The following is a 17,155-nucleotide window of genomic DNA, read 5'->3' as shown; positions in this document are numbered from 1 at the left end:
AGGGGAGCGTGGACTTCGTTTACTCCTGCAGCCGCTTCACCGCTGAGTCGATGCGCTCGTCGGTCCCGGTGAGCGCGACGCGGACGTGTCGCTCACCAGCGGCGCCGTAGAACGCGCCGGGAGCGACCAGGATGCCGCGGTCCGCCAGCGCCCCGACCGAGCCGTACGCGTCGTACGACGGGTGCGACGCCCACAGGTAGAGCCCGCCGTTGGACAGCGTGATCTCCCAGCCCGCATCGGTCAGCGCTTCCCGCAGTACCGCACGCCGGCGGAGGTAGCGAGCACGCTGCTCCTCCACGTGTACGTCGTCCGCGAAAGCGGCAGCCATCGCAGCCTGAATCGGCGACGGCACCATCAGCCCGGCGTGCTTGCGTACGGCAAGCAGTTCGGTCACCACGGTCGGGTCACCGGCCACGAAGCCACCGCGGTACCCGGCCAGGTTGGACCGCTTCGACAGCGAGTGCACCGCGAGCAGGTTGTCGAAGCTGCCACCGGACACGTCCGGGTGCAGCACAGACACCGGCTTCTCGTCCCAGCCGAACTCGGTGTAGCACTCGTCGCTGACCAGCAGTACGTCGTTCGCCCGCGCCCACTCGACCGCCCGGCGCAGATCGTCCGCAGAGGTGATCTCACCGGACGGATTGCGCGGCGAGTTGAGGTACGCGACCCGCGCCGGCCCGTCGTACGTCGTGGGGTCCGCCACGGGCACGCTGGTCGCGCGGGCGAGCGCAGCGCCAGCCTCGTACGTCGGATACGCCAGATCCGGGATGAGGACGGTGTCACCCGCGCCGATGCCCAGCAGCGTCGGCAGCATCATGATCAGCTCTTTCGTGCCGATCACGGGCAGTACGCCGGTCAGCGGGTCCACTCCGGTCACGTCGAGACGCCGGGCCATCCAGTCCACAGCCGCCTGCCGCGCTGCCGACGTACCAAGAGTCGTCGGGTACGACGGGGCGTCCGCGGCGTCGGCCAGCGCCTTCTTCACCAGCTCGGGCACCGGGTCCACCGGACTGCCGATGGACAGGTCGACGATGCCGTCGGGATGCTCGGCCGCCTTCTGCTTGTAAGGGGCGAGCTTGTCCCACGGGAAATCTGGCAACCGGCTGGAGGTCTCGAAGATCACGGGCCTATTCTCCCCCGCCTGCCGATCGCACCGCCTCCGCCTGCCCGCTCCGCGAGAACCTGACGCCTTCTGACGTCTGCGCGCCGCCCGTACTCTGCTGGGATGACGTACGACGTAGCGGTGGTGGGGGCCGGTGCGATGGGGTCGGCGGCGGCTCGTGCGCTGGCGGCTGCGGGGCGCGAGGTCGTCGTACTGGAGCAGTTCACGCTCGGCCACGAGCGAGGTGGCTCGCACGGCGCGACCAGGTTGTTCCGGCCGGCTGCGGACGACGCCGAGGTGGCCGAGCTGACCGAGAGGGCGCGGCCGTTGTGGCGCGAACTGGAGGCCGACTCGGGCGAGACGCTGCTCGAGGAGACCGGTGGGATCGACCACGGGATGAGTCCCGAGTCGGTCGACACGTTCCGGTTGTTGCACGCGGCAACCGGGTCGGTGCTCGCCGCCGAAGAGGCTGCGGAGCGGTGGCCCGGGTTCCGGTTCGAGAGTCCGGTGCTCTACCAGCCAGGATCAGGTCGGCTGTACGCCGATCGCGCGGTGCACGCGTTGCAGACGGTGGCTGCTCGGCTAGGCGCGGAGTTCCGCGTGCAGTCACCAGTACGGGCGCTACGGATCCACGACGCCATGGTGGAGCTCGACGTACCGGGTGGGGCTGTGCGGGCGCAGCAGGTTGTGGTGACCGCTGGACCGTGGACTCCGAAGTTGCTGAGCGGTCTGGTGCCGTTGCCGCAGTTCAGAGTGACGCAGGAGCAGCCGCGGTTCTTTGCACCGCTCTCCGAGAACATGGAGTGGCCGAGCTTCGTGCACTGGGGTCCGGACAGCTATGGCCTTTACGAGCCCGGGTCCGGAGTGAAGGTGGGCCTGCATGCGAGCGGACCAGAAGTCGACCCGGACACGCGCGACTTCCGGCCGGAGCCGGAGCGGGACTCGGCGCTGCTGGAGTACGTCGAGCAGTGGTACCCCGGGCTGGATCCTTCCCGGTCCACTCCGATCAGTTGCCTCTACGACAACACGCCCTCGGCCACCTTCGTGATCGACCGGGCCGGACCGATCACCGTGGCCGCCGGGTTCTCCGGCCAGGGCTTCAAGTTCGTGCCGCTGGTGGGCGCGTTCGTCCGTGACCTGGTCACGGGTGGGCCGGACACTCCGGCCCACTTCCGATTTCAGAGATAGGGCCGGTTTCAGAGATAGAGGCCGGTCTGGCCGTCTTCGAGACGGCCGGCCGCGACCGCGTGCAGGTCGCGCTCGCGCAGCAGGATGTAGTCGTCGCCGCGCACCTCCACCTCGGCCCGGTCCTCCGGGTCGAAGAGAACGCGGTCGTCGACCTCCACTGTCCGTACGTTCGCGCCGACCGCCACCACCTTCGCCCAGGCGAGCCGGCGGCCCATCTGGGCGGTGGCAGGGATCAAGATGCCGGCCGACGACTTTCGCTCGCCCTCCTGCTCGAGGGAGACCAGGACGCGGTCGTGCAGCATCCGGATCGGGAGTTTGTCGTCGGACAGCCGCTTGCGTGGAGTCACCGGCGACCCACCAGCCGGCGGATCACCAGCAGCATGCCGACGACGCCGATCACCGCACCGGCGACCGCGGCGAGCTTCTGGGTCCGCAGCCGGCCCTGCTCGTCGAAGACCTGGGACTTGGCCTGCTCGACCTGCCGCAGGGCCACGTTCTTCGGGTTCGCGCGGTCGACCAACTCGTCGACGGTCGAGGCCAGGCGCAACCGCGTGGCGGCGATGTCCGCCTCGATCTGCTCGGCGGTCCGAGCCTTCGTGTCCGACACCTGTCGACGCTCCTTCCATCCGCGGGGCATGCCCCGATCCGCCCCTCGTCACCCACCATCCTCGCAGGTCATCCCCGCAAGTCCACGACCACCTTGATGTCGTCCGGTTCCCGCACCAATGCATCCGGCCAGTGCGACAGCGGCACGGTCCGGGTGATCAACCGCTGCAGCCAGGCCCGATCAGCCGCGAGCAGCACGTCGACAGCGTCCGCGTAGTGCCGTTTGCCCGCGTTCACCGTCCCGACCAGTGCGGCGTTGCGCACCACCAACTGCCGGACCAGTGCGTCCAGCTGTACGTCGACAGTCGCCGGCCCGGGGTGGATCCCGGCCAGACACATCACACCGGCCGGTGGGAGCAGCGACGCGCAGTCGAACACCAGCTGCCCGGCTCCGGTCGCCTCGATCACCACATCGGGCACGACACCGAGCTCACTCAGGTCCGTCAGGTACGTCCCGCCCAGCGCCCGGACGAGCTCCGGCTTCGGCCCGTCCGAGACCCTGTCCAGCACATGTACGTCGTACCCGCGCTGCCGGGCGATGAGCGCCGCGAGCAGCCCGATCGGCCCAGCCCCGGTAACGAGCACCTGCTGCGGACCGAACCACGACCGCGCGCCGACCCGGTCCACCTGCTCCCACGCCTTGGTCAAAATGCTGGCCGGCTCCACGAGTACGCCGAGCTCTCCCAGCTCAGCAGGGATCGGCACGGCGAAGTACGGGTCGACCCGCCAGCGCTCAGCGCCGTACCCGTCCATTTCCTTGATACCGCGCTCGGTGTACTGCCCATTGCGGCAGAAGTCCCACTCGCCGCGCGCACACGCCGGGCACGGCACCGGGTCAGGTCGGCGGACCACTCCGGCCACCAGGTCACCGGCAACGAAGCCGGAGCCCGTAGGCGCGTCCAGTACGCGCCCGAGCGACTCGTGTCCGACGACCAGCTGGTCCGATCCCGGACGTCCGCTGCCGAACGCCCCCGACACCAGCTCGATGTCGGTCCCGCAGATGCCCGTCAGCAGGCCCTCCACGAGGATCGAACCGTCGGCAACGGGAGGCTCCGAGACCTCGCCTACTGTCGCCGAGTCGGACTTGCCCGGCGTCACTGTCATGGCCCGCATGGGCTCAGGCTAACCGGGTCATGTCGACGGTCACCTCGATAGCCGTCGCGGCGCCACCGGAGTAGGTGCCCTTCAGCGGTGACACGTCGCCGTAGTCCCGCCCGGTCGCCACCCAGACGTGCCGGTGACCGATCGGGATGTCGTTGGTCGGGTCGAATCCCCACCACTCGCCGGTCCACGCCTCCACCCACGCATGGCTCTCACCGACGACCGTCTCGCCCACTGCGGCGTCCGGCTTGGTGTGCAGATAGCCGGAGACATAGCGGGCGGGTACATCGACCGCCCTCAGCATGGCCAGCGTCAGGTGCGCGTAGTCCTGACAGACGCCCTCACCGGCCTGCCAGGCGTCGACAGCCGACGAGTGCACACCAGTGGTACCGCGCTGGTACGTCAGCGTGTCGTGCACCCATTTGGACACGGCCAGCACGGTCTCCTGCGGTGTACTGCCCTTACGTAGCGAGCGCGCAACCGCAGCGAGCTCACGGTGCTTCGGGACGTAGCTGGTCCACTCCAGGTACTCCGCGTACGCGTCGAGGACCTCAGGCGACTTCAGCTGGGACCAGGTCGCGTTGACGGACGGGGCAGTCTGGTCGGTCGTCTCGACCACAGAGGCCGCGATCACCTTCAGCTCGGTGTGTGGAGTGTGCAGGTCGAACGAGTTGACCTCAGTACCCCAGTAGTCCGTGTATTTGTACGCACGGGTCGGGGGGACTGTCTCCACCCGCGACACCATGAGGTTCTGCCGGCCGTCATCGCGCGGGGTCAGCCTGGCCTCGTTGTACGACTGCGTGACGGCTGTCGCGTACCTGTAGCCGGTCGTGTGCACCACTCGGAGACGCCAATTCACAGGTTCACCTCCGCGTTGTTCCACTCGATCCACGGCACCGCATGGAAGTACTGGCGCGACACGGCCTCGCCGACCTCGCGGACCGTGGTCTGCAGGTCCTGCAGTCTGCCGGTGAGGTTGTCCAGCAGGTCCGCGGGTCGCAGGAACTCCAGATCGCTGCGGGCCTTGCCCAGCAACCGCGCCGCCTCGGCACCGGCACCGATTCGGACTGCCGGCCCGTGGTCGAGGTCGTCGAGACAGGACTCAGCCTGCTGCAACGCATGGAACACCGACCGCGGGAACAGCCGATCCAGCAACAAGAACTGCACTACTCGCGAGGCATCCAGTGCCCCGCGGTACGTCCGCAAGTACGTGTCGTGTGCGCCCGCGGAACGCAGTACCGTCACCCAGCCCGGTGACGTCGGACGGTCGCCGACCCGGGACATCAGCATCCGGACGATCATGTCCACGCGCTCGATCGAGCGACCGAGCACGAGGAATCGCCATCCGTCATCGCGACTCATCGTGGAGTCGGCCAGCCCGGCGAACATCGCCGCCCGGTCCTCCACGAACGTGAAGAACTCGTGCGGCCCCACGCGCCGCGCGGCCCGCTGCCGCTCGGGTACGGCGTTCCACATGGCGTTGATGCACTGCCACAGCTCGCTGGACACCACCTCACGCGCGACGCGGGTGTTCTCGCGAGCGCTGGCGATCGAGGAGACGATCGACCCGGTCTCCGGCGACATCGCGACCTGCTCGGTCAGACCCCACACGTCCAGGGTGCTGCCGTCGGGCGGAGTGATGCCGAGGACCGAGAGCAGCCTGCGGCTGGCCGTGTCCGCATCGACGGTGGCGTCCTCGAGCAGCTGGTGGACCGAGACGTCGAGGATCCGCGCGGTGTCGTCCGCACGTTCGACGTACCGGCCGATCCAGTACAGCGACTCGGCGTTGCGTGCGAGCATCGTCAGCACCTCCCCATCACTGTTGCTGCTGCTGTTGGGCGAGGTTGAGCTCTGGACCGCGCTCCGGCGTCGACGCCCCGTCCTGCTTCACCGTCCCCGTGCCCAGACCGGGCCCACGGAGCTCGGCGTCGTCGTCGGACGCTCTGGGCGCCAGGACCCACGTGTCCTTGGAGCCACCGCCCTGTGACGAGTTGACGATCAGACTGCCCTCGGGAATCGCCACTCTGGTCAGTCCACCGGGCAGAACGAACACGTCGTCGCCGTCGTTGACCGCGAACGGCCGCAGATCCACATGTCGCGGCTGCAGCCGTTCACCCACCTTCGTGGGCACAGTGGACAGCTGTACGACGGGCTGCGCGATCCATCCGCGCGGATTGGCCTTGATGCGACGGCGCTGCGCCTGGAGCTCCTTCGACGAGGCATCCGGCCCGAACACGATGCCGTAGCCACCAGAGCCCTCCACCGGCTTCGTGACCAACTCGTCGAGGCGGTCCAGTACTTCGGTCTGCTCTGCGGGCAACCAGCACCGGTACGTGTCGACGTTCGGCAGCAGAGGCGTCTCGCCGAGGTAGTACTTCAGGATCTCCGGCAGGTACGTGTAGATCAGCTTGTCGTCGCCCACGCCGTTGCCGACCGCGTTGGCGATCACGACGTTGCCTGACCGCGCCGCATTGACCAGACCGGCCACACCGAGCGCTGAGTCGGGCAGGAACTGCACAGGGTCCAGGAACTCGTCGTCGATCCGCCGATAGATCACGTCGACTCGCTGCTCGCCCTCCGTGGTCCGTAGGTAGATGACGTTGTTGCGGGCGAACAGGTCGCGCCCCTCGACCAGCTCCACCCCCATCTGGCGCGCCAGCAGCGAGTGCTCGAAGTACGCCGAGTTGTAGACACCCGGTGTCAGCACTACGACGTTCGGATCGGTCGCAGTAGTGGGAGCCGCAGCCCGTAGCGCCCGGAGCAGATGTACCGCGTAGTCTCCGACCGCGCGCACCCGGTGCTTGGCGAACAGGTCCGGGAAGACTCGCGCCATCGTCCGGCGGTTCTCCATCACGTACGACACCCCGGACGGGCTGCGCAGGTTGTCCTCGAGCACGCGGAAGTCACCCTGCTCGTCGCGGACCACGTCGATGCCGGCCACGTGAATGCGTACGCCGTTCGGCGGTGCGATACCTGCAGCCTGCCGGTGGAAGTGTTCGCAGGAAGTGATCAGCCGGCGAGGCAATACCCCGTCCGCAACGATCTGCTGGTCGCCGTAGATGTCAGCGAGGAGTGCCTCCAGTGCACGCACCCGCTGCACCACGCCGCGCTCCAGCCGGGACCACTCCGCCGCAGTGATCACCCGCGGCACCAGGTCGAGCGGGAACGGCCGCTCCTCCCCTGACAGGCTGAACGTGATCCCTTGGTCGACCAGTGCCCGGTCCAGTGCCTCGGCGCGGGTGGTCAGATCCCCGGGTTGCAGGGGTTCGAGCGAGTCGTGCAGCCGCTTGTACGCCGTACGCACACCGTCGACCGGGTCGAACATCTCGTCGTACGCCCCCGCGTGCGGGCGGCGCGGATCGAGGTAGCCGTCGAAGAGTTGCCGGGGACTCATCTGCGCATCTTGCCCGTACGATTGCGGCACTTCAATCAATTCCTGGAGGACCTGATGCCCGATCGTCTGTCCGTCGGCGACACCGCACCCGACTTCACCCTGCCCGATGCCGACGGCAACGACGTGGCGCTGAAGGACCTGCGCGGGAAGAACGTGATCGTCTACTTCTACCCGGCCGCGATGACCCCGGGCTGCACCAAGCAGGCGTGCGACTTCCGCGACTCGCTCGACTCGCTGCAGGCCCACGGGTACGCCGTACTCGGGATCTCCCCGGACAAGCCGGCCAAGCTGGCGAAGTTCCGCGAGCGCGACGGCGTGACGTTCCCGCTGCTCAGCGACCCCGACAAGGAGGTCCTGCAGGCCTACGGCGCGTTCGGCGAGAAGACCATGTACGGCAAGAAGGTGACCGGCGTGATCCGGTCCACGTTCGTCGTCGACCCGGACGGGAAGATCGCCGTCGCGCAGTACAACGTGAAGGCCACCGGGCACGTCGCGAAGCTGCGCCGCGACCTGGGACTGTGAATCCCCCGCTGTGAACCCACACTGTTAAGAGGAGTGTGAAAAGGCACCCTCCCCGACGCTGTTCCAGAGGGAAACCTTCGACCGTTTCACGGGGATGGTCCATGGAACGGTCGTTTGAGCAAACTCGTTGATGTGATTTGGATCACATCAGGATCTCACCGGACCGCGACGGCTCCGACACGGTCGGTGAGTTTTACAGCGTTCCTGTGAAAGAGCGGTACTCCGGGGGCCACCCGCGTTCAACCACAGCTGTGTCAAGAATCGTCACGGCCTTCGCCCTGACCTGCCGAAACCGGGTAATCTGCGCGCGCAGTCAGCCTCTGGGAGGGAGGGACCTGCCGCGATGGGAAAACATTCCTCTGCGGTGACGGGAAGTAACAACAACCGCCGTTCGGTGTACATCACCGCGGTCGGCTTATTGGTGCTTTCACTGGGAGCGGTGTTCGTGGTCCGCTCCTTCGGCTCGGAGTCGGGCGCCGACGGATTCCTCGGCGGCAACAAGGCGTGTGACGACCCGACCCAGATCCAGATGGCGACGACGCCCGAAATGCAGTCCTCGCTCGAAGCCGCGGCCAAGTCGCTGGCGGCCAAGGGCGGCAAGGACGGCAACCCGTGCCTGCAGTTCACCATCACCGCGGCCCCGTCGTCCCAGATCGCCCGCGACGTCGCGCACGGCAGCGACAACCGGCCCGACCTGTGGGTGCCGGACTCCTCGCTGTGGGTCGCCCAGGCCGACGACGGCCAGAGCGTCCCGACCATCGCGGTCCAGTCCATCGCGACCTCTCCGATGGTGCTCGTCGGCCGGAGGACGAACTTCGCCGACACCTCCTCCTGGCTGCGCATCATGAGCAAGACCGAGCCGGCCCTGCTCGACCCGCTGAGCACCTCGCCCGGCGCGCTCGCGCTGCTCGCCGTACAGGCCGAGCGGGCGAAAACCTCTGCGTCCGAGACGCAGATGTCGCAGGTGATCGTTCCGCTGGCTCAGCGCCTCGGTTCGATGGCCAAGCCGTACACGGACGTCGAAGCGCTGTTCGGCCGGGCCGACCAGGATGGCAGCTCGGTCATCGTCCCGGCGTCCGAGCAGAGCTTCGTGAAGTACCAGGAAGAGCACCCGGACAATCAGCTGCGAGTGATCCAGCCGGCCACCGGCACGCTGTACCTGGACTACCCGATCGTGGTGACCGCCAAGTCCGACACCGACGCGGCGTCCAACGCCGCCCAGGCGCTGGCCGGAGAGCTGCTGACCGACTCGGCCGGGCAGGCGCGTGACCAGGCCGGGTTCCGCGACACCCAGCTGAGCCCGCTCAGCGGCGGGCGCGGCGTCGGCGACGTGAACCAGCTGACCAAGCCGACCAGCGAGGCGATCGACACCACGCTGCAGAACTGGACCCGGCTGTCGCTGCTCACGCACTCGCTCGCAGTGATCGACGTCTCCGGTTCGATGAACGACAAGGTCGGCACGAAGACCCGCATGCAGCTCACCATCGAGGCGGCCGCGGGCGGCCTGAGCCTGTTCCCGGACAGCGCGTCGCTCGGCCTGTGGACGTTCTCGACCAAGATCGGGATCGACGGGGCCGACTACAAGGAGCTGGTGCCGATCGCACCGCTGTCGAAGCGGCAGCGCGGGAAGATCGTCGACCAGCTGAAGATCCAGCACCCGATCGCGAACGGCGGCACGGGGCTGTACGACACCGCGATCGCCGCGGTCCGCGCCGTACGGCGGGGTTACGACCAGCGTGCGGTCAACTCGATCCTGCTGTTCACCGACGGCAAGAACGACGACCCGGGCAGCCCGACCCTCGCCCAGGCGGTCAACACCTTGCGCGGCCTGCAGGACCCCGGCCGCCCGGTCCGCATCATCGCGCTCGGTATGGGTCCCGAGGTGAACGCCGACGAGCTCAGCGCCCTGGCCCAGGCCACCGGCGGCCAGGCGTACGTCGCCCGCCAGCCCGGCGACCTCAAGAACGTCTTCATCGACGCCCTGCAGAGCCGCTGACGCAGCCGCCTCCCCTAGGATGTTCGTCTAGGGGAGGCGACCGCGCCTCTTCAGCCAGAGTGGTGGAACGGCAGACACACCGGCTTTAGGTGCCGGCGCCCCCGGGCGTGCGGGTTCAACTCCCGCCTCTGGCACATGCACCTCAACGAGTACCAGCAGGCCGCCCTCCGGACCGCCGCCCCGAAGGACAAGCCCAACGAGGTCTTCCACCTGCTGCTCGGACTGGTCGGCGAAGCAGGCGAACTCGCCGAGAAGGCGAAGAAGATCGTCCGCGACAAGGACAGCGACTTCACCCAGTGGGACCTCGAAGACCTCACGAAGGAACTCGGCGACACCCTCTGGTACATCGCAGTCCTCGCCGACCACTTCGACGTACCCCTAGAACAAGTAGCCCACCTAAACCTCACCAAACTCGCCGACCGCCAGTCCCGAAACATGCTCACCGGCAGCGGCGACAACCGCTGAGCTTCGGGTTCAGACCTGAATCTGGCCGGTGCTGCCGTTGACGGCTATCCGGGCGCCGGCGGGGATTCGGGTGGTGGCGTCCGGGACGGCTAGGACGGCCGGGATCTGGTGTTCTCTCGCGACGATGGCGGCGTGGGAGAGGATGCCGCCTTGTTCGGTGATCACGCCCGCCGCGACGGACAGGAGCGGGGTCCAGGCCGGATCGGTGAACGGGCAGACGAGGATGTCGCCCGGGCGCACATGAGCGAAGTCAGCTGGCCCGCGGACGATCCGCGCGGGCCCGCTCGCCGTACCGTGGCTGCCGGGCGTGCCGGTGAGGATGCCTGGGATGCCGGTGACGGCTGTCGGGGTGGTGGTGAGGGTGGCTGGGGCGGCGGTGGTGGGCTTGGTTGGGGAGGTTGCGGTGGGTGGGGGCTGGGCGGTGATGGGGCGGGATTGCAGGAGCCATGGGGTGTTGGCGGCGATTGACCATTCGAGGTCTTGAGGGGCGCCTAGGGCGGCTGCGGCCTGGTGGGCGAGGGTGGCCAGGTGTACGGCGGTTGCGTCGGAGAGGGTGGGGATGCGGCGGCGGGCGGTGGGGACCGCGTGGGTGCCGGTCAGGGTCAGGGTGGTTCGTTTGTCGGCGATCGTGCGGGTGACTCTGCCGTCGGCGACCTCGTATCTGTCAGGAGTCACCCGGCCCTCGACGATGCTCGGGCCCAGGCCCCAGGAGGCCTCGATTGTTGTCGTGCCGTCCCCGGTGAACATGACGCCGGAGACGTCCGCGTCCACCTGCAGCTGAACGATCACGGCCATCGCCGGCGCCTCGGCCCCGTCGCGGTAAGCGACCGCGCGAGGCGACCACACCGACGCGCGGCAGGCACGTACGGCGTCCAGGACCGCAGCCAACCCTCGTACGCCGAGGAAGCTGTCGTGCTGACCCGCTGCCGAGGTGCGAGCGGTGTCCTCGTTGGCCGCCGACGACCGTACGGCGACCAATGGGTCCCCCATCCGGAGAAGCCACTGCCCAAGCTCGTCCGCAACCGCGCCGTCAGGCACGACCACGCCATCCGGGACCGGGAGGCCGGCGCGGATCAGAGCGCCCAACCCGCCGGCCTTCCCGCCGTACGCGTCCACGGTCGCCTCCGCGAGCGGCACCAGCACGCCTGCCTCCGATCAACGGGATGTTGACAACGGAACGTTGACAACGTTTTGTTGATGATCCACTGTGGGCGGATGCGAAGCAAGCAGGAGTCGGATCAGGTGCAGGCGGAGCGGCAGCGTGAGGCTCGGGAGCGGCTGCTGGCGGCCGGGGCGAAGGAGTTGCCGGCTCGGCCTTGGCGGCCTGCGCCGGTTCCGTTGTCGGCGGTGGATCTTACGCAGTTCGCGGCCTGGCGGTCGGCTGAGTTGACCGGCGACGAACTGCTAGCCGCGCTCGCGCTCCTGCCGGCCGCACGCGCCGAGGTCGAGGAAGTCGAGTCGGGGCTGCTCTTCCTCGCGAGGAGTTCCGGACTGACCTGGGCGGAGATGGCCGACGCGATGGGATTCAGTTCCCCGCAGGCCTGTCAGCAGCGGTTCAACCGGCTCGCCGCGCGGATGGACTCATGATGCACCTGGCGCTGCACGCCGTACGCCTGCTGGGATTCGCGGACACCCGAGCCGTGGCCCAGCGTTTCAACCTCCCGCAGCAAGCGGTCGAGGACGCACTCGAGGACGCCGAGGCGCAGGGCTGGACAACCCGCAGTACGTTCGCCGGCACCTCCGGCTGGTCCCTGACCGAGGCCGGCCGCGCGGAAAACGAGCGCCGACTCGCGGCCGAGCTGGGCAACCCGGACACTGTCCAACAGGTGTACGCCGACTTCCTGCCGCTCAACGCCCTTCTGCAGCAGGCCTGCACCGACTGGCAACTACGCCCAACACTCACCGACGCGCTCGCCGCGAACGACCACGCCGACGCCGCGTGGGACGCCGGCGTTCTCCACGAGCTGAAAATGATCGACAGAGCCCTAGCCCCGATGACGGCCACACTCACCAGCGTCCTGCCCCGTTTCCAGGGCTACGACACCAGATTCTCCATCGCACTAGAACGTGCCACAGCAGGCGAGCCCGCCTGGATCGATCGCTCCGACGTCGACTCCTGCCACCGCGTCTGGTTCGAACTCCACGAGGATCTGATAGCCACCCTCAACCTCAAACGCTAGTTGCATCCAAGTACGCCGCGCCGCGCGGGCTCAGCTCGTAGCCGACCTCGAGGCTGCGAGTCAGACCGAGGTTCTTCAGCTTCCGGACGTCGAGCTTGAACGGAGCGGTCTCGCGCCCGACCGAGGCCGCGAGATCCGCAGCCCGGGTAGCCGGCCGGGACTGGATGAGGCGGAGCGTCTCGGTCGTCCAGGCGCCGTGGTGGCTCAGCTCGTCGAACTGGGCGAGGCGAGCGCGGAGGTCGGCGAGTTCCTCAGGCGACAAAGACGTCTGCGCGGCCAACTCCTCGCGCGGATCCGGCCCCTCGACCAGATGGAACCGGATCAGGAACGTCGGCATCGACTCCTCACCACGCAACCGCCGCCGCACATCCTTCGCGTTGCGGCGGTCGGCCAGAGCGACCTCGGCATCGGTGTCCGCGATCAGCTCAGGGTTGACCGTGCGGATGCTGTCGATCTGGATCCGGCCCGCGTTCGTGCGGTAGATCCGTCCCTCGACCACCCGCGGCTCGGCCCAGCGCCGATAGGCGACGGTGATCTTCCCGTCCGCGACCCCGTCGCGATCCGATCCTGCGAACAACATGGCTAGGTCCTTTCTGGTAAACCAGCGCCGTAGCGAGGAGGTGCTCGGTGCGGTAGCTCGGCGTGCGGGGGCGAAGGTCTCGATGCGGAGCATCGTGGCCTTCGGTCCCGTGCGGCGAGGTGCCGTGCCGAGTGCCCCGCAGTAGGCGCTGGTTTACCAGACAGGGCCTAACTCCCCAACGCCTTCGCGACCAGTGGCGCCAGCGCGCGGAGCGCCTTGCCGCGGTGGCTGATCGCGTCCTTCTCCTCGACGGACAGTTCCGCCGTGGTCCGGTCGTACCCCTCGGCCTGGAACAGTACGTCGTACCCGAACCCGCCGGTGCCACGCATCGAGCGGATCACCGACCCGCGCATCTCGCCGATCACGACCTCGTCCTCGGCATCCGGCCGGACGAACGCGACCGCCGCCACGAACGACGCCCCGCGCCGCTCGTCCGGAACGTCCTCCAGCTGACCGAGCAGCAGCACGTTGTTGGCGTGATTGTCCTTCGCCGGCCCGGACCAGCGCGCCGACAGCACGCCGGGCATCCCGTTCAGCGCGTCGACGCAGATGCCGCTGTCGTCCGCGATCGACGGCAGCCCGGTCGCCTTGAGCGCCGCGTGCGCCTTGAGCAGTGCGTTCCCCTCGAACGTCGGCTCGGTCTCGGCCGGTTCGTCGTACGGTGGCACGTCGCCGAGCCCGAGCACCTCGATGCCGGGCACGATCGGCGTCAGGATCCGCCGCAGCTCCTCCAGCTTCTTCTTGTTGTTCGACGCCAGCAGGACCCGACTCATGCCAGCGCCTCCTGCTGCAGCTTGGCCAGGTCGGCGCAGCCCGCGACGCCCAGTGAGAGCAGGCTGTCCAGCTCGGCGCGGTCGAACGGCGCGCCCTCGGCCGTGCCCTGCACCTCGATGAACTTGCCTTCGCCGGTGATCACCAGGTTCATGTCGGTCTCGGCGCGGACGTCCTCCTCGTAGCAGAGGTCCAGCATCGGGGCACCGTCGATGATCCCTACGGACACCGCCGACACCGTCCCGGTCAGCGGCTCGCTCTTCAGCAGCTTCTTCTCGCGCAGGAACGACACCGCGTCCGCGAGCGCGACGTACGCGCCGGTGATCGCCGCGGTCCGCGTCCCGCCGTCGGCCTGCAGTACGTCGCAGTCCAGCAGGATCGTGTTCTCCCCGAGCGCCTTGTAGTCGATCACGGCCCGCAGCGAGCGCCCGATCAGCCGGGAGATCTCGTGCGTGCGGCCGCCGATCCTGCCCTTCACCGACTCGCGGTCCGAGCGGGTGTTGGTGGCCCGCGGCAGCATCGCGTACTCCGCGCTGACCCAGCCGAGCCCCGACCCCTTCCGCCAGCGCGGCACGCCCTCGGTCACACTCGCCGCGCACAGCACCCGGGTCCGCCCGAACTCGACCAGCACCGAGCCCTCGGCGTGGTCGAGCCAGTTCCTGGTGATCGTCACCGGGCGGAGCTGGTCAGCGTTACGTCCATCGATACGGGCCATGAATCAGACCCTAGGGCATGAGTGCCGATTCCCTGCAGTCGCGAGCAGGTGCTCGGCGGAGTGCCTCGGTGTGCTTGAGCAGAGGGTTCGATGCGGAGCATCGTGCCCTCTGCTCAAGTGCAGCGAGGTGCCCGCCGAGTGCCGCGCAGCACGCAGGGAATCGGCACTCATGCCCTATGCCTCCAGACGCTGGACCTCCGCATTGGAAGGCGGGAGCACGACGGCCGCCGGTGGGAGATCGAGCGACGGCGGGAGGACGAGCGACGGGCGGCTCGGTGGCCGGACCTGCGTGACCGCCATCCTCGCCGCCCACGGCAGCAGGTCGTTGGCCCTGCGCCCGACCCACGGCACGCCCTCGCGCACCAGCCACATCGTGTCCGCCCAGCGACTCGGCGGCCGGTACACACAGTCCAGCTCCGGGCGTACGTCGATCGGCAGCCCGCGGATCGCCAGCTCGTCGGCGAACGCGCGGGCGAGCTTGCGGTGCCCGCGCTCCCCCGGATGCAGCCGGTCGATGCTCCAGAAGTCCCGGCGGTACACCTCGGGGTAGTCGGCCATGTCCAGCCGGATCCCGCCGTACCGCGCGTGCAGGTTGTCGAACACGACGTTGACCTGCTCGATCCGGTGCCACAGCGGCCGCCGCAGCCATTTCGGCAGACCGAACACCTTGCCGTGGTCGTGGAACCTGACCGTCAGCAACAGCGCGCCGCGGGCGGTCAGCTCGTCCGCGATCTGGTGCAGGTGGTCACGGATCCGGCCGGCGTCGAACGTGGATCGCAGGGTGTCGTTCACCCCGACGATCAAGGAGGCGATGTCGATCCGGCCGTCGGCCAGGGACATCGCCTCAGGCAGTTGCTCGGTCGCGACGATCGGCACGGTGGCGCCGCTGGTCGCGAAGTTGGAGAACGTCACACGGTGGGAGCTGGCCAGGGAGTCGGCGAGCAGCGAGGCCCAGCCCCGCCACCCCTCGCCCGGGCGCGCACCGGCACCGGACAGGTCGGTTGTACTGCTGCCGTTCATCGGGTCCCCGACCCCTACGGTGGTCGAGTCCCCCAGTGCCACGTAGTGGAGGCTCACATTCCGCCATGGTGGGCGCACGGAGCGAGACTGTGATGTTCGGCGGATGACGAGTGGGGCAACGTCATGGCAAAGGCAGGTGATTGAGGATCAGAACTGCTCGGAGTTAGGCTTCTGGAAACAACTATGTGCAGGAGTTGGCTGGTATGAGTGATCTTCGGTTTGGCGTGGTGGGACTCGGGGCCCGGAGTCGGATCGCGCAGTACGCGCACCGCCCCGGCGAGGGGTCGGAGGTCGTGGCCGTCGCCGACCCGTCCGCGCCCCAGCGGGACGCAGCCCTGGAGTTGTACCCGCAGGCATCGGCGTACGCCGACCACAACGAACTGCTGGAGCAGAAGCTCGACGGGGTCTTCCTGACGACGCCGGACGACCTGCACGAGGGGCCGGCGATCGACTTCCTCCGGGCCGGTGTCAACGTCTTCGTGGAGAAGCCGCTGGCGATCACCACCGAAGGCTGCGACCGCGTGCTGCAGGCGGCGTACGACTCCGGCGCGCGGCTGTACGTCGGCCACAACATGCGCCACATGTCCGTCGTGCTGACGATGCGCAAGCTGATCCAGGACGGCGCGATCGGCAACGTGAAGGCGATCTGGTGCCGGCACTTCGTGGGCCACGGAGGCGACTTCTACTTCAAGGACTGGCACGCCGACCGCAGCCGGACCACCGGACTGCTGCTGCAGAAGGGTGCCCACGACATCGACGTGATGCACTGGCTCGCCGGCGGCTACACGACCCGGGTGAACGCGATGGGCGCGCTGACGCTGTACGGCGGCATCACCGACCGGCAGGATCGCTCGGGCCAGCGGTTCAAGGATTTCGTGTCCAACGACAACTGGCCGCCGCTGGAGCAGAAGGGCCTGGCTCCGGTGATGGACGTCGAGGACATCTCGCAGGTGAACCTGCTGCTCGACAACGGCGTGCTGATGAACTACGAGCAGTGCCACTACACGCCGGACTACTGGCGCAACTACACCGTCATCGGCACGCACGGCCGGCTGGAGAACTTCGGCGACACGGCGGGCGGTGTGGTGAAGGTCTGGAACAGCCGTCGGTCGGGGTACCGCGAGGACGCCGACCAGGTCGTCGAGATCGCCGGCGAGACCGACCACCACGGCGGCGCTGACCCGCATCTGGTCGCCGAGTTCGTGAACTTCGTCCGCGATGGCGGCGCGACGCTCACCTCCCCGATCGCCGCCCGCGCCGCGGTCGCCGCCGGTTACGCCGCAACCCAGTCGCTCCGGGCGAACGGCGTACCGCAGGACATCCCGCCGCTCGACCCGGCCCTGGTCAGCTATTTCGACAATGGCCAGACGCGCTGAGTGCTAATATCCACGACGTGACCTGGTACGCCGCTATGCGAATGCTGAGCCCTCGATGCGGGAGGATCTCAGCGGCGTAGGCACGTGTGCTTGCAGCGAGAGGCCCCCGATGTCGGGGGCCTCTTTCGTTTCCCACGAA

19 protein-coding genes and 1 tRNA gene are annotated in these 17,155 nt (G+C 68.4%); 8 read left to right on the top strand and 12 right to left on the bottom strand.

Features of this window, described 5'->3' with window-relative positions; genetic code table 11:
• Positions 1 to 19 precede the first annotated feature (19 nt).
• Complete coding sequence (gene dapC / locus AB0J62_RS19935; RefSeq protein ID WP_363873502.1) at positions 20 to 1,120, bottom strand: succinyldiaminopimelate transaminase; 1,101 nt, start codon at positions 1,118 to 1,120, stop codon at positions 20 to 22.
• A gap of 105 nt (positions 1,121 to 1,225) precedes the next feature.
• Between dapC and AB0J62_RS19930 the strand changes: the two genes are divergently transcribed.
• Positions 1,226 to 2,290, top strand: coding sequence for an FAD-dependent oxidoreductase (locus AB0J62_RS19930; protein WP_363872659.1), 1,065 nt, complete (start codon positions 1,226 to 1,228; stop codon positions 2,288 to 2,290).
• Positions 2,291 to 2,298: 8 nt separating this feature from the next.
• On the opposite strand, the gene AB0J62_RS19925 is transcribed toward AB0J62_RS19930, so the two are convergent.
• The 6 genes from AB0J62_RS19925 to AB0J62_RS19900 form a co-directional block, all read right to left on the bottom strand.
• A complete protein-coding gene (locus AB0J62_RS19925; protein WP_130445451.1) occupies positions 2,299 to 2,592 on the bottom strand; it encodes a co-chaperone GroES in 294 nt (97 codons plus the stop codon).
• Positions 2,593 to 2,633: 41 nt separating this feature from the next.
• The gene (locus AB0J62_RS19920; RefSeq protein WP_363872655.1) at positions 2,634 to 2,897 is read right to left on the bottom strand and encodes a DUF3618 domain-containing protein; all 264 of its coding nucleotides are present in this window, start codon (positions 2,895 to 2,897) and stop codon (positions 2,634 to 2,636) included.
• 68 nt (positions 2,898 to 2,965) lie between these two features.
• Positions 2,966 to 4,009: a glucose 1-dehydrogenase gene (locus AB0J62_RS19915; RefSeq protein WP_363872652.1), complete on the bottom strand. Its 1,044-nt coding sequence runs from the start codon at positions 4,007 to 4,009 to the stop codon at positions 2,966 to 2,968.
• 4 nt (positions 4,010 to 4,013) lie between these two features.
• Positions 4,014 to 4,856, bottom strand: coding sequence for a transglutaminase family protein (locus AB0J62_RS19910; protein ID WP_363872649.1), 843 nt, complete (start codon positions 4,854 to 4,856; stop codon positions 4,014 to 4,016).
• Positions 4,853 to 5,797 (bottom strand): alpha-E domain-containing protein, encoded by a 945-nt coding sequence (locus tag AB0J62_RS19905; protein WP_363872646.1) that lies wholly within the window; start codon positions 5,795 to 5,797, stop codon positions 4,853 to 4,855. Before AB0J62_RS19905 ends, AB0J62_RS19910 begins: the two co-directional genes overlap by 4 nt.
• Before the next feature lie 16 nt (positions 5,798 to 5,813).
• Positions 5,814 to 7,391 carry a circularly permuted type 2 ATP-grasp protein gene (locus tag AB0J62_RS19900; RefSeq protein WP_363872643.1) on the bottom strand — a complete coding sequence of 526 codons (1,578 nt, stop codon included), beginning with the start codon at positions 7,389 to 7,391 and terminating at the stop codon, positions 5,814 to 5,816.
• Between the two features lie 54 nt (positions 7,392 to 7,445).
• Between AB0J62_RS19900 and bcp the strand changes: the two genes are divergently transcribed.
• The 4 genes from bcp (at position 7,446) to AB0J62_RS19880 (ending at position 10,374) form a co-directional block, all read left to right on the top strand.
• On the top strand, positions 7,446 to 7,913 hold the full coding sequence (bcp, locus tag AB0J62_RS19895) for a thioredoxin-dependent thiol peroxidase (protein ID WP_363872638.1): 468 nt from the start codon (positions 7,446 to 7,448) through the stop codon (positions 7,911 to 7,913).
• A 364-nt stretch (positions 7,914 to 8,277) separates the two neighbouring features.
• On the top strand, positions 8,278 to 9,909 hold the full coding sequence (locus AB0J62_RS19890; protein WP_363872634.1) for a substrate-binding domain-containing protein: 1,632 nt from the start codon (positions 8,278 to 8,280) through the stop codon (positions 9,907 to 9,909).
• A gap of 53 nt (positions 9,910 to 9,962) precedes the next feature.
• Positions 9,963 to 10,043 (top strand) — tRNA-Leu (locus tag AB0J62_RS19885).
• A gap of 1 nt (position 10,044) precedes the next feature.
• On the top strand, positions 10,045 to 10,374 hold the full coding sequence (locus AB0J62_RS19880; RefSeq protein ID WP_363872631.1) for a nucleoside triphosphate pyrophosphohydrolase family protein: 330 nt from the start codon (positions 10,045 to 10,047) through the stop codon (positions 10,372 to 10,374).
• A gap of 9 nt (positions 10,375 to 10,383) precedes the next feature.
• Here AB0J62_RS19880 and AB0J62_RS19875 read toward each other — a convergent pair whose 3' ends face one another.
• Positions 10,384 to 11,517, bottom strand: coding sequence for a PEP/pyruvate-binding domain-containing protein (locus AB0J62_RS19875; protein ID WP_363872628.1), 1,134 nt, complete (start codon positions 11,515 to 11,517; stop codon positions 10,384 to 10,386).
• Between the two features lie 72 nt (positions 11,518 to 11,589).
• Here AB0J62_RS19875 and AB0J62_RS19870 point away from each other — a divergent pair, with 72 nt between their 5' ends.
• Positions 11,590 to 11,961 carry a hypothetical protein gene (locus AB0J62_RS19870; protein ID WP_363872625.1) on the top strand — a complete coding sequence of 124 codons (372 nt, stop codon included), beginning with the start codon at positions 11,590 to 11,592 and terminating at the stop codon, positions 11,959 to 11,961.
• Positions 11,958 to 12,554, top strand: coding sequence for a transcriptional regulator (locus tag AB0J62_RS19865; protein WP_363872622.1), 597 nt, complete (start codon positions 11,958 to 11,960; stop codon positions 12,552 to 12,554). The genes AB0J62_RS19870 and AB0J62_RS19865 overlap by 4 nt, the downstream gene beginning before the upstream one ends.
• Here the strand turns inward: AB0J62_RS19865 and AB0J62_RS19860 are convergent.
• From AB0J62_RS19860 to AB0J62_RS19845, 4 genes are all read right to left on the bottom strand, one after another.
• The gene (locus tag AB0J62_RS19860) at positions 12,544 to 13,134 is read right to left on the bottom strand and encodes a hypothetical protein (protein ID WP_363872619.1); all 591 of its coding nucleotides are present in this window, start codon (positions 13,132 to 13,134) and stop codon (positions 12,544 to 12,546) included. The two genes, AB0J62_RS19865 and AB0J62_RS19860, sit on opposite strands and share 11 nt — an antisense overlap.
• Before the next feature lie 167 nt (positions 13,135 to 13,301).
• The gene (gene rdgB / locus AB0J62_RS19855) at positions 13,302 to 13,907 is read right to left on the bottom strand and encodes an RdgB/HAM1 family non-canonical purine NTP pyrophosphatase (protein WP_363872616.1); all 606 of its coding nucleotides are present in this window, start codon (positions 13,905 to 13,907) and stop codon (positions 13,302 to 13,304) included.
• Entirely contained in the window at positions 13,904 to 14,620 is a 717-nt protein-coding gene (gene rph, locus AB0J62_RS19850; protein WP_363872612.1) for a ribonuclease PH, read from the bottom strand. The genes rdgB and rph overlap by 4 nt, the downstream gene beginning before the upstream one ends.
• 174 nt (positions 14,621 to 14,794) lie before the next feature.
• Positions 14,795 to 15,697 (bottom strand): SGNH/GDSL hydrolase family protein, encoded by a 903-nt coding sequence (locus AB0J62_RS19845; protein ID WP_363872609.1) that lies wholly within the window; start codon positions 15,695 to 15,697, stop codon positions 14,795 to 14,797.
• Positions 15,698 to 15,843: 146 nt separating this feature from the next.
• Here AB0J62_RS19845 and AB0J62_RS19840 point away from each other — a divergent pair, with 146 nt between their 5' ends.
• A complete protein-coding gene (locus tag AB0J62_RS19840) occupies positions 15,844 to 17,016 on the top strand; it encodes a Gfo/Idh/MocA family oxidoreductase (protein ID WP_363872606.1) in 1,173 nt (390 codons plus the stop codon).
• Positions 17,017 to 17,155: the final 139 nt, after the last annotated feature.

The organism is Kribbella sp. NPDC049584, assembly GCF_040675555.1.
Lineage (GTDB): Bacteria > Actinomycetota > Actinomycetes > Propionibacteriales > Kribbellaceae > Kribbella.
Note: the sequence above shows the minus strand (reverse complement) of the source record. Positions and strands in the feature narration are given on the sequence as shown.